The sequence below is a fragment of the Nonomuraea turkmeniaca genome (assembly GCF_005889735.1).
Taxonomy (GTDB): domain Bacteria; phylum Actinomycetota; class Actinomycetes; order Streptosporangiales; family Streptosporangiaceae; genus Nonomuraea; species Nonomuraea turkmeniaca.
The window spans coordinates 1-11,126 of the sequence record NZ_VCKY01000303.1 but is presented as its reverse complement, the minus strand read 5'-3'; the positions used below and the strand labels follow the sequence as shown (position 1 = coordinate 11,126).

At 69.8% G+C, this 11,126-nt stretch carries 11 protein-coding genes and 1 pseudogene; 5 read left to right on the top strand and 7 right to left on the bottom strand.

What is annotated here, in order from left to right; translation table 11 throughout:
* Together ETD86_RS48365 and ETD86_RS48360 are read right to left on the bottom strand one after the other, a co-directional pair.
* A partial coding sequence (locus ETD86_RS48365; RefSeq protein WP_211370790.1) for an NADH-quinone oxidoreductase subunit H occupies nt 1-346 on the bottom strand: 346 nt, incomplete at its 3' end.
* Nucleotides 347-402: 56 nt separating this feature from the next.
* Nucleotides 403-1,155 carry a helix-turn-helix transcriptional regulator gene (locus tag ETD86_RS48360; RefSeq protein WP_170223691.1) on the bottom strand — a complete coding sequence of 251 codons (753 nt, stop codon included), beginning with the start codon at nt 1,153-1,155 and terminating at the stop codon, nt 403-405.
* 225 nt (nt 1,156-1,380) lie between these two features.
* Here ETD86_RS48360 and ETD86_RS48355 point away from each other — a divergent pair, with 225 nt between their 5' ends.
* A complete protein-coding gene (locus ETD86_RS48355; RefSeq protein WP_211370789.1) occupies nt 1,381-1,956 on the top strand; it encodes a VIT1/CCC1 transporter family protein in 576 nt (191 codons plus the stop codon).
* Nucleotides 1,957-1,977: 21 nt separating this feature from the next.
* Here the strand turns inward: ETD86_RS48355 and ETD86_RS48350 are convergent, their stop codons facing one another.
* From ETD86_RS48350 to ETD86_RS48340, 3 genes are all read right to left on the bottom strand, one after another.
* Nucleotides 1,978-3,465, bottom strand: coding sequence for an MFS transporter (locus tag ETD86_RS48350; protein WP_138673358.1), 1,488 nt, complete (start codon nt 3,463-3,465; stop codon nt 1,978-1,980).
* A 10-nt stretch (nt 3,466-3,475) separates the two neighbouring features.
* Nucleotides 3,476-4,408: an NAD(P)-dependent oxidoreductase gene (locus tag ETD86_RS48345; RefSeq protein ID WP_138673357.1), complete on the bottom strand. Its 933-nt coding sequence runs from the start codon at nt 4,406-4,408 to the stop codon at nt 3,476-3,478.
* A gap of 154 nt (nt 4,409-4,562) precedes the next feature.
* Nucleotides 4,563-5,930, bottom strand: a complete 1,368-nt coding sequence (locus ETD86_RS48340; RefSeq protein WP_138673356.1) for a CHASE3 domain-containing protein — start codon at nt 5,928-5,930, stop codon at nt 4,563-4,565.
* 106 nt (nt 5,931-6,036) lie between these two features.
* Between ETD86_RS48340 and ETD86_RS48335 the strand changes: the two genes are divergently transcribed.
* On the top strand, nt 6,037-6,690 hold the full coding sequence (locus ETD86_RS48335; protein ID WP_138673355.1) for a response regulator transcription factor: 654 nt from the start codon (nt 6,037-6,039) through the stop codon (nt 6,688-6,690).
* On the opposite strand, the gene ETD86_RS48330 is transcribed toward ETD86_RS48335, so the two are convergent.
* Complete coding sequence (locus tag ETD86_RS48330) at nt 6,668-7,096, bottom strand: response regulator (RefSeq protein WP_138673354.1); 429 nt, start codon at nt 7,094-7,096, stop codon at nt 6,668-6,670. The two genes, ETD86_RS48335 and ETD86_RS48330, sit on opposite strands and share 23 nt — an antisense overlap.
* A 219-nt stretch (nt 7,097-7,315) precedes the next feature.
* Here ETD86_RS48330 and ETD86_RS48325 point away from each other — a divergent pair, with 219 nt between their 5' ends.
* The 3 genes from ETD86_RS48325 (at nt 7,316) to ETD86_RS48315 (ending at nt 10,622) form a co-directional block, all read left to right on the top strand.
* Nucleotides 7,316-8,278, top strand: coding sequence for an amidohydrolase family protein (locus ETD86_RS48325; protein ID WP_138673353.1), 963 nt, complete (start codon nt 7,316-7,318; stop codon nt 8,276-8,278).
* A 299-nt stretch (nt 8,279-8,577) separates the two neighbouring features.
* Nucleotides 8,578-9,090: an SDR family NAD(P)-dependent oxidoreductase gene (locus tag ETD86_RS48320; RefSeq protein ID WP_211370787.1), complete on the top strand. Its 513-nt coding sequence runs from the start codon at nt 8,578-8,580 to the stop codon at nt 9,088-9,090.
* Between the two features lie 248 nt (nt 9,091-9,338).
* Nucleotides 9,339-10,622, top strand: coding sequence for a sensor histidine kinase (locus tag ETD86_RS48315; RefSeq protein WP_138673352.1), 1,284 nt, complete (start codon nt 9,339-9,341; stop codon nt 10,620-10,622).
* A gap of 107 nt (nt 10,623-10,729) precedes the next feature.
* On the opposite strand, the pseudogene ETD86_RS56225 reads toward ETD86_RS48315, so the two are convergent.
* Nucleotides 10,730-11,126: pseudogene (locus ETD86_RS56225) on the bottom strand (hypothetical protein); the annotation flags it as partial.

Sequence of the window (11,126 nt, the reverse complement as noted above, 5' to 3'; positions counted from 1 at the left end):
TGACCATCGGCCCGAACGGCACGATCGAGAAGGCCAGGAACGCCGGCACCACCATGATGATGGGCGCCAGCAGGTAGAGCACCCTGTCCACCGTGTTGGGGAAGAGGTCCTCCTTCAGACCCATCTTGATCGCGTCGGCCACGGACTGCAGCAGACCGAACTTACCGGCCCGGTTGGGCCCGTAGCGGTTCTGCATCCGCGAGATCAGCTTGCGCTCGAACCAGACCCCGAAGACGACTCCCAGCGCCAGAAAGAGGAACAACATCACGGCCTTGACGAGGGTGATCCACAGCGGGTCCTGCCCGAAGCTGGCCAGGGTGGGATCGGCCGCGAGAACGCCTGCCATGACGTGTTGCCCCTTCCTCTCCCCGGCACTCGTTCGGTCCGGAGCGGAAGGTCACGCTAGCCGGTGAGCCGATCGGTGTCTTGAACGAATGCGAACAGCTGCTTCGGTGTCATCTGCGCCATCGCCCGGATCTCGCGGGTGAGGTGAGGCTGGTCGGCGTAACCGCAGGCGACGGCCTCGCCCAGCGTGGCCGAGTGGCGTCTCCACGTGTCCACGGTCCGCTGGAACCGGGCGATCCGGGCTACCGTCTTGGGCGACAAGCCCACCACCCGGCGGAATCCGAGCTCGACATAACGACGGCTGACGCCCAGCTCATCGGCGAGGGCCCCGATGGTGGGCGGGCCGGCCGGCTCCTGCAGCCGCCACCAGGCGTGCATGATCACGTCGTTGGGGCCGGCGTCGGGGCGCAGCCAGGACGTCAGTCGCTCGTCCAGCAGGCTGAAGCGGTCCGTCCAGCTCGCCGACGCGATCAGCCGGTCGGTCAGCTCCTCGGCACGGGTGCCGAGGAGGTCTTCGAGATGCGCGGTCGTGCCGGCCACCTCGCGTATCGGTGTCCCCGTCAGCGCCGACATCCCGGCGGGGGTGAGTCCGACCGCCATCCCGTGACGCCACGGCGTATGGGCCGAGAACGTCGCGGTGGCGCGGGGACCGGTGACGATCGGGCTCATGCCGGTGAAGTCGATGATCAGGGTGGCCGCGTTGAGCGGCAGCATCCGGCTGGGGTGGGCGGGCTCTCCCACCCGGGTGCGAAAGCCGGCCCACCCCAGCACGTACGGACGCAGGTGCGGCGGTGAGAGGTGGGTGATCATGTGAAACGGCTCCGCCTGCGGCTGCGTGGGCAACGAATGAATCGCCATCACACCAGCAAGACTGCCCTAGTCTCACCGATCCCGCAGGTCCGGCCCCTTGTCGGCCTGACCACCGTGGAGCCTGGGGTCATGGTGAGCGATCGGGAAGCTGACGGCGGCACGGATGGCGGCAGACCGCCTCGTGGCTGTTTGACAGTGGGCTTGAGCAGGGGAAACACTCGAATTGTGCATGCGGGAGCGCCGAAGGATTCCGACTCTCCGGACCCCGGCCGGACGACCGCGCACCAGCGGGAGGCGGCGAGGCAGGCCGAGGAGGAACGCGTTCTCCTGCTGCAGCGGGTGCAGCCGGGCTTGAGCGGGCTCATCGACGGCTCGCTGTCCTCGCTGGCGCCGATCTTCGCCGTGGTGGTGTCGACGCAGAAGCCGGGCTACGCGTTCGTCGCGGGGCTGGCCACGGCGATCGGCGCGGCGATCAGCATGGCCTTCTCCGAAGGGTTGTCCGACACCGGAGCGGTCACCGAACGCGGCAACGCCTGGAAACGCGGTTGCGTCGTCGGCGGCGGCACCTTCCTGGGCGGCATCCTGCACACCCTGCCGTTCCTGATCCCGGACTACCTGCCCGCGCTCGCCGTCGCGCTCGCCGTGGTCGTGGTCGAGCTGGTGGTCCTCGCATGGCTGCGCCATCGCTTCTTCGGCGTCTCCTTCGCCGGCTCGCTGGCCACCGTCACCCTCGGCGGCGTGCTCATCGCCGGCATCAGCATCGGCCTGGGCGCGCTCCTAGGCACATCGATCGCCGACTAGGTCCAAGCCTCCGGCCTCGGATCAGGCAGGGCGTGCCGACTTCCTTCGGGCCAGGTCCGTGAGGGCCAGTAGGAGGGCCACCGCCATGAACCCACATGAGGCCAGGACGGCGCCATAGATCGCCGTGGCGTAATTTCCGCCAGTGCGCACGAGCAGGTGGTAGAAGATCGTGGCGAGCGTGGCCGTGCCGATCGCCGCGCCGATCCGCTGGGCGGTCTGTACGGCCCCGCCGGCCACGCCAGCCATCCCGACTGGCACGTTCTGCAGCGTCAGCGTCATGTTGGGCGAGGTCACCATGACGCTGCCGAACCCGGCCACCACCAGCGGGAGCACGATCGCCGCCGCCGCACCGCCGCCCGTGGCGTGTCGCAACTCCAGCGCCGTCGCGGCCAGCCCGACCACTGCCGCGGCGAGCCCGCATATGGTCAGCCACCGCCCGAATCGGGCCACCAGGCGGCCGGCGACCATCGCGGAGACCGCCACACTCAGCGCGAACGGGGTCACCGCCAGCCCCGAGCGGAGCGGCGAATAGCCCAGCCCATCCTGGAAGAACAACGCCAGCACCAGCCAGATGCCGGTGAACCCGACGAAGTAGACGAGGCCTATGCCGGATCCGGCGACGTACCCAGGGGTTCGCCTGAGCCGCGGATCCAGCAGCGGCTGCCGCCCGCGCCGCACGACGTGCGCTTCCCATGCGCAGAAGCCCGCCAACAGCAACGCCGCCATCGGCCACAACCACCACAACCGGTACGCGCCGCCGTCGCCTGCATCGACCAGCGGTATCAGCAGGCTGAGCACGCCGGCGCCCAGAAGGAGCGAACCGCGCGCGTCCAGGTGGGTAGTCCGGGGCCCTTGTCCGGTCGAGGATCGTACGAGCCGAATCGCCAGTGGCAAGGCGATCAGTCCGATCGGCACGTTGACGTAGAAGACCCAGCGCCACGCGTCCTGTCCGGGGTCTGACGACAAGATCAGCCCGCCCACGACCGGACCGGCCGCGGTCGCCAGACCGATCGTCGAGCCGAGGATCCCGAAGGCGCGGCCGCGTTCGGCGCCCGCGAAGTGTTCCTGGACGAGCCCGGAGTTCTGCGGGATGAGGAGGCCGCCGGCGACGCCTTGCAGCAGCCGGGCGGCGATCAGCGCCCCAGGGCTCGGCGCCGCGCCTGTCATGGCACTGGTCAGCACGAACGCGGCCAGGCCCAGCAGGAACATGCGGCGCCGGCCGAAGGCGTCGCCGAGTCGTCCCGCGGGAACCAACGTCAGGCCCAGGGTCAGCGCGTACCCGGACACCACCCACTGAGCCGTGGCCGCCGGCACGGCGAACTCGCGCTCGATGGAGGGCAGGGCGACGTTCACGATGCTGACATCGAGCAGGATCATGAACGCCGCGAGCTGCGTCACCATCAAGGCACGCCAGCGCCTCGGGTCCGGCGCCGCGTACCCGGCGGCTTGCGGGTCCGGCTCTCCTTCGTGCGACAGGGATGGGCCACATCCTGCGGGAATGCTCTTCATGGCAGCGCCTTCAAGCGGTGCGGCGGGCCGCCGGTGTGGCGCCGTGCCGGGCCGGGGGGCGTGGTGTCATGTGATCGAGGACTTCGAAGACGGCGGCCAGGTCGCGCCGCTCGAAGCCGAGCCAGTGCGCGGCGAGCACGACCTCGTCGGCGCGGTCGGCGGTCGGCAGCGGGACGTCGAGCTCGCGAGCCGCAGCCAGCGCGAGCTCGAGATCTTTGTACATGAGACGGAGGTCGAACCACGCCTCGTCGGGGAGGTGGAGAACGAACGGCGCCCGCGCCTTCAGCAGGGGGGAGCCGATCGTGCTCTCGGCCATCAGCTTGAGAGCGAGCTCGTCGTCGACACCCGACCGGTCGGCGAGCAGGAGGCCCTCGGCGAAGGCGATCATCTGGACGGCGACGCTGATGTTGATCGCGAGCTTGAGCGCCAGCCCTTGCCCGTTCGTGCCGATGCGCGCCGGCGTGCCGAGGTCGCGCAGGATCGGCTCGACGCGGGCATAGCCCTCCTTGTCGCCGCCGACCATGATCGTCAATGTCCCGTCCCGCGCCTGTGGCACGCTTCCCGACACGGGCGCGTCGAGCATGGTGGAGCTGCGGGCGTTGACGAGTACGGCCACGTTGCGACTGGTGTGAGGGCTCACCGTGCTCATCTCCACCCAGGTCGTTCCTGCGGCGAGGCCCGCCAGGACGCCGTCCGGCGCGGTGGCGATCACGTTCAGGGTTTCGTCGTCCGGGAGGGAGGTGAACAGGACATCCGCGGCCTCGGCGACCTCGCGCGGCGTATCGTGCCAGCGCAGGCCGGCGGAGATGAGATGGTTCGCGCGGCTGCGTGTCCGGCTCGTCCCGTGTACGCGATATCCGCAGGCGAGGAGACGGCCGGCCATCGCTCCGCCCATGTGGCCGAGGCCGACAAAGCCGAGCGTCGGCATGCTGGTTGCCGTCATCGTGAGTCCTTCCTCGATGGCCGCGTTCACGGCCGGCTCACCCTGGCTCCGTATCGGGGCATCAAGGGCTATTCGTCAAGCCTGCACCTGATGCCCGCGCCAATCTGCCCGGCCAGCGGCCATCCTGACTACCGGCTGGCAGGAATCCCCCGGGCTACCACTGGCCGAGCGGGAGATCGGCCCGGAGGGTCGTGCCCTGGTCGGGCGGGCTGAGGACAGTGAGAGTGCCGCCCAGCGCCTCGACGCGGTCGGCCAGCCCGACCAGGCCGGAGCCCTCGCCGGCCGCGGCGCCTCCGACGCCGTCGTCGCGTACCTCGAGACGCAGGACCTCATCCTCGAGGTGGACCCGCACGGTGGCGACCGTCGCATGGGCATGTTTGGCCGTGTTGGTGAGCGCTTCGGACACCACGTAGTACGCGGCCACCTCCACCGCTTCAGGCAGCCGGCGCGGCACGTCCACGTCCACTTCGACCGGCACGGGGCTGCGGCGGGCCAGAGTTCTCAGCGCCGGATCCAGCCCGGCCTCGCTCAGGATCGCCGGGTGGATGCCCCGGGAGATCTCGCGTAGCTCGTCGATCGCCTCACCCAGCCCGCCGGCCAGCCGGTCCAGTCGCCCGCCGAACTCGAGCCGATCCGAACCCAGCTCCGCCTGGGCGGAGCGCACGTCCAGCACGAGCGAGACCAGCCGTTGCTGGATGCCGTCGTGCAGGTCGCGTTCGATGCGCCGGCGGGCCAGGTCGGCAGAGGTCACGATGCGCGAGCGCGAGGCGGCCAACTCCGCCCGGTTGCGGGCCAGGGTGGCCGCCATCGTGTTGAAGCTGCGCTCCAGCAGGCCGATCTCGCCGGCTCCCCGGACGGGCACGCGCGCCGCGAGATCGCCGGACGCCAGCCGCCTCGCGGTCGCGGCCACCCGGCGCACCGGCGCGGCGATCGCCCGGGCAAGGTAGCCGGAGTAGATCCCGATCAAGGAAACGGACACGATCAGTGCCGCGACGCCCACGGTGCCGGCCCGGCGCGCCGCCGCGTCGGAGCGCTGCTGCTGGCCCCGGACCATCGACTGCTCGGCCGCCACCAGCGCATCGAACTTCGCGCGCATCGCGTCCACCCGGCGCTTCTCCTCGGCGACCTCCGGGCTCGGCACCGCGGCCGGGTCGCGACGCGTCTTCTCCACCAGGGGGATGGAGTAGTCGTGGATGTAGGAGGCCCCCGCGGTTGCGATCTGCCGGGCCAGCACACGCTGCGCAGGGGTGTCAGCCACCAGCCGCTCCAGCGCGCCGACCTCCCCGGGATAGGCCGTGATGGCCGCGCGCCACGGCTGGAGGAACTGCTCCTGGCCGGTGAGGGCGAACCCGCGCTGCCCCGTCTCCATATCGATGATCAGGCGCTCCAGCCGGTTGGCCATCACCAGCACCTGCTCCGAGCGCTGCTCACGCAGTTGAGTGCGGCGCAGGTCGGCGATCGAGGACAGCAGGATCGCGAACGCCGCGCCGACGATCAGCGCGAGCACGACTCCCGCCGTCACCGCGCGCAAAGTCAGACCGCGACCGACGTCGCTTGCCGGTCGGCGTGCCCGGCCAAGACCCACTACCGCAGTTTATCGGCCACGGAGCGTGTCCGATAATGGTGGCATGGCCGGTACCGGGGTGGTCCTCGCCGACGATGACGTGTTGCTGCGCGAAGGGCTCGCCAGCCTCCTGCAGCGCTCCGGCCTGGATGTGATCGGCCAGGCGGGCGATGCCGAGCAGCTGCTCGCCCTGGTCCGCGACCTACGCCCCGGGCTGGTCATCGTCGACATCCGCATGCCGCCGACCAACACGATCGAGGGACTACAGGCCGCCGCGCAGATCAGGACGCAACACCCCGACGTCGCCATCTTGGTGCTGTCGGCACACGCCGAAGCCGAGCACGCCATGCGGCTGCTGGCCAGCGGCGGCGGAATCGGCTATCTGCTCAAGAGCCGGGTCACCGACGTGGCGGAGTTCGTCGACACGGTACGACGGATCGCCGACGGCGGCTCGGTGGTCGACCCGGCGCTCGTGCAGGAGCTGGTGTCGGCCCGGCACCGCCACGACCCGCTGGATGCGCTCAGCGCCAGGGAACGCGAGGTGCTGTCCCTGATGGCCGAGGGCCGATCCAACGCCGGTATCGCCCACCGGTTGTGGGTGGCCGAGGGCACCGTGGAAAAACACGTCCGCAGCATCCTCACCAAGCTCGGCCTGGCCGAGACCGGCGACGACCACCGCCGGGTGCTGGCCGTCCTCACGTTTCTTCAGGCCCGTTGAACAGCCGGTCTTCAGGCTCGTAGAGCAGCCGGTCTTCAGGCCCGTTGAGCAGCCCGTCTTCAGGCCCGTTGAGCAGCCAGCGGATGGCCGCCCCCGACAGGCCGGGCTTCGGCAGGAAACCGATCGCCGGGCTCGCCGAGACCGGCCTGCCGAGATCGTCCTCGCTCCGCGCGGAGATCATGATGACCGGGGTAGGGCCGAGCCGGGCGGCCACGTCGAAGCCGCTCTCCTGGTCCAGGCCGACGTCGACCAGTGCCACGTCCGGCCGCAGCACCGAGGCCCGCGCCACCGCCTCGGCCCCGGTGGCGGCCACACCGACGACCCGTACGCCCTGCGACTCCAGCAGCCGGCACGCGGACTCTGCGAATCGCGGGCTGTCGTCGACGATCAGGCAACGCAACTCCACGGCCTCAGGCTGCCACCCGCACAATACGCCGGGCATCCCTGCTAGCCGGGGTCCTACGCGTCGGCCGGCCGGTACCGGGCGATTGCAGCCAGCTGGAGCCCATCTGGGTGTCACCCGCGATGCCAGGCCAGGGTGCCGAGGAATTTGCCACCGCCTAACCAGCAAATCATGCTTCGAAGCGTTGGCAGTCTTAGACGCACCTCGAGGCGGAGACTGCCGATGCCGATCGATATCCACGCCCACCTCTATCCCACCGACTACCTCGACCTGCTTGAACGGGGCGGCGTCACAACGACGGCCATGCATCGAGGACTGGGTGCCGATGACACCGGCGCTGATCTCGCCGCCCGGTTCGGCTTGATGGACCAGGCGGGCGTCGATCTCCAAGTCCTGAGCGCCGCACCGATGTTCGGCCACCTCGCAGACCGGGCTCCGGCCATCAGGGCGACCCGACTGATCAACGATCGGTACGCGCAGCTGGTGGAGCGTCATCCACGGCGGTTCCGGGCGTTCGCAACCGTGCCGTTGCCCCATCTCGACGACGCGCTGGCCGAACTCGATCGCGCTCTGTCCACACCGGGCATGGTGGGCATGACGATGGCCACGACGGTTGCCGGCAAGGCATTGACCGACCGGAAGTTCGCGCCGTTGTGGCAGGAGCTCGACCGGCGAGGCACAGTCGTGTTCCTGCACCCCACGGGAGACCGCGCGGGCTCACCACAGCTCGACGGCCCTCTGAGTTGGCTGGTCGGCGCTCCCGTAGAGGACACGATCGCGGCCGCCAAGCTCATCACCCAGGGCCATCTCCTGCGCTATCCCCGAGTCCGGATCATCAACTCCCACTTCGGCGGCGCCTTGCCCATGCTGCTGAACCGGTGGGACAACCTGTCGCGGCTCGGCGGCAGTGACCCGGAGATGGTACCCAGCGAGGCTGCGCGACGGATGTGGTACGACACGGTCTGCCACGGCTCATCGGCTGCGCTGCTGGCCGGCGTACACGCTGTCGGCGCAGACCGCCTCGTCATGGGAAGTGACTTCCCCTACCAGACCGGGTCGCTCTCCACCTACGGCGCCGTCGCCTTCATCAGCGAAACCCTCGGCGACGCCGACGCGCAAGTCATCCTTGACACCAACGCGACTTCGCTGCTTGCCGGGTTTACCTGCGGTATCTACCGTAAGTGACACAATATGAACGTGGCGTGCGACCGCTCCATCAGGGCGCGGATGCCGCGCGCGGGCGGTGACGCTGTTCGGGGCGATCACCGTTTCCACCTGGGTCGCCCCACCTGCTCACGCACGATGGCGAGGTAAGTCATGGCAGCAGGCATTTCACGGTTCGACGGCAAGGCCGCAGTGGTGACCGGCGGCAGCAGGGGGCATCGGCGCCGCCGTAGCGCGCCGCCTGGCAGCCGAAGGAGCGGCCGTGGCGATTGGATATCGGGGCAACCACACGGCCGTGGTCAAGCTCGTCGCCGAGCTGCGTGCTGGCCAGCTGCGCGGGCATCGAGCACTTCGACGCGTTGGAGAACATCACCCCGGCAGACTTCGACCGGGTCTTCACCGTCAACACGCGTGGGCAGTTGTTCACCGTCCAGCACGCCGTCGCCCACATGCGCGCGAGCGGCCGGATCGTCCTCACCTCGTCCGTCAGCGCCCGCCGCGCGGTGTTCGGCCACACCCTCTACGCCGCCAGCAAGGCAGCGGTCGAGGCCATGGTCCTCAACCTCTCGGCCGAACTAGGCCGACGGGGCATCACCATCAACGCGATCGCCCCCGGCGGCACCGCGACCGACATGGCCGCCGAGCACGCCGCCTCCTACCAGCACCCCGACCTGGCCACAACGGTGCCCATGTCGCAATGGGAGACAACGCACGGGGCGCTGCGCCGTCTCGCGCAGCCCGACGAGATCGCGGCAGGGTACGCCTTCCTCGCCTCCGACGACGCGTCCTACATGACCGGCCGAACGCTGCTGGTCGACGGAGGCTACTTCTGAGCCGCCCGAGGACAGATCGTGAGCGACACGATCGGGGTGCCGCTCGCGGAAGTCGCACGCGCCTGGCAGCAGCAGGCGCACCGGCCAGGCTGGTGCCGGAAGGGAGGGCCGGGATGCCGGGGACCGGAGAGTCCCTCTGAGATGAGGACACTGGCTGTCACGCATCGGGCCTAGGTCGCTTTACCAGCCATTTGTACCGTAAGTGACAGAATATGAGCATGGCGTGCGGTCGCTCCATCAGGGCTCGGATGACGATCGCGGCGGTGACGCTGTTCGGCGCCATCGTCCTGGCGGTGGTGTGGGCGATCTCGCTGACCTACCCGGTGCGGGCGCGGGCCGACCTCGTGGCCCATGCCGACGACGCCAGCCGCCACCTCGCCACCGTCATCGACAAGCGGCCCTTCACCGGCCCCATCCCGCCGTGGGATCGCGTGTACATCATGCAGATCGTGGACGCCACCGGCCAGGTACATGCCGCCAACGCCGGGCCCACCGGCCAGCGGGTCCTCACCCGCGCCTGGCCTACAGGGGGCGATTCGCGGGTCCAGGACCGAGTGTGCCTGCCTGACGGGTGCCTGGTCGTGGTGGGAACGAGCAACCCCACCAGCGTGTACGGGTCCGTCGTCGCCTACGCGGCCATGCACGAGCCGTTCCTGCTGGCAACGCCGTTCCTGCCCCTGCTCCTGTCCGGCGCAGCAGCAGTGCTGGTGGCACTGCTGGGATGGGGCGCCTGGTACGGGACCGGCCGGGTCCTCGCCCCCGTCGAGCGGATCCGCTCGGGGCTGGAACACTTCAGCGCCCAAGATCTGAGCCGACGCATCGACGTGCCCGACACCAGGGACGAGATCGCCGAGCTGGCCACCACGGTCAACCAGACCCTGGCGCGGCTGGAGGACGCCGTGGAACGCAATCGGCGCTTCGTCTCCGACGCCTCCCACGAGCTGCGCACGCCGATCACCGGGCTCATGGTACGGCTGGAGTCGGGCCTGGAGGACCTGGACGAACAGGAGTGGCGGGCGGCGATCACCTGCGCCCAGCGGCTGTCGGACATCGTCCACGACCTGCTGCTGATGGCCCGGCTGGACGCGCGGGTGGAGACGGCGATGGAGCGGATCGATCTGGGGCAGCTGGTCGAGGAGGAAATCGCCCTGCGGCACTTCCGGCTGCCCGTGACCACCGACGTGGAGCCCGGACTTCACGTCGAGGGCAACCGGTTGCGGCTAGGGCGGCTGCTGACGAACCTGCTGTCCAACGCCGACCGGTACGGCGATTCACGAATACGGGTATCCGTGACGGGGCAAGCGGATCAGGCCGTGGTGGAGGTGCAGGATGACGGGCCGGGGATTCCTGAGGACATGCGGGAGCGCGTGTTCGAACGGTTCACGCGGCTCGATCACACCCGATCCTGGGACACCGGGGGGAGCGGGCTAGGGCTGCCCATAGCCCGCGACATCGCCACGGCTCATGGGGGCACGCTGGAAGCCGGGGACGCCCCAGGGGCGCGGCTGATCCTGCGCCTACCGAGACATTGACCGGGCTCGCCGGCCTGGGCGATGAGCGCCGGCAGGATCGGGAACTCGCCTGTCGTTCGAGATTTTCACCCAGGTGGCCGAGGCGTCCCGGACCGGGCGACGGGGGTTCAGGCCGAGTCGTGGGCTATCTGGTGCACGGTGCCGCCCGGTTCGGTGATGAAGTGCAGCCCCTTCGCGGCCAGGCGCTTTTCCGTCTCGTCGGGGTCTTTGTCGGCGGTCTCGGGCAGAAGGTAGTACTCCTCCAAAAGGGCGCGCGCGGTGTCGTTGTCGCTGACCGCGCAGTCCCAGATCACCTGCTCGCCGTCGGTGGTGATGTCGAAGGCGAAGAACGCGCAGCAGGCCTTCTCCCGCGCGGCCAGGTCGCGCACCTCCTCTTCGACACCGGGCTCGGCGCGCAGCCTGAAGCGGATGCCCTCGGCGGTCTTCTCCCGGCCGATGAGGAACCGGCCGAACAGGCGCTGGTAGTCGTCCAGGCGCTGCTGGGGGGTGTCGGGGGCGGCCGTT

Bases quoted from the DNA above. Each gene is read 5' to 3' on its own strand.
- ETD86_RS48315 (WP_138673352.1), top strand. From the start codon at position 9,339: ATGACGATCGCGGCGGTGACGCTGTTCGGCGCCATCGTCCTGGCGGTG.
- ETD86_RS48350 (WP_138673358.1), bottom strand. From the start codon at position 3,465: ATGAAGAGCATTCCCGCAGGATGTGGCCCATCCCTGTCGCACGAAGGA.
- ETD86_RS48345 (WP_138673357.1), bottom strand. From the start codon at position 4,408: ATGACGGCAACCAGCATGCCGACGCTCGGCTTTGTCGGCCTCGGCCAC.
- ETD86_RS48335 (WP_138673355.1), top strand. From the start codon at position 6,037: ATGGCCGGTACCGGGGTGGTCCTCGCCGACGATGACGTGTTGCTGCGC.
- ETD86_RS48325 (WP_138673353.1), top strand. From the start codon at position 7,316: ATGCCGATCGATATCCACGCCCACCTCTATCCCACCGACTACCTCGAC.
- ETD86_RS48360 (WP_170223691.1), bottom strand. From the start codon at position 1,155: ATGATCACCCACCTCTCACCGCCGCACCTGCGTCCGTACGTGCTGGGG.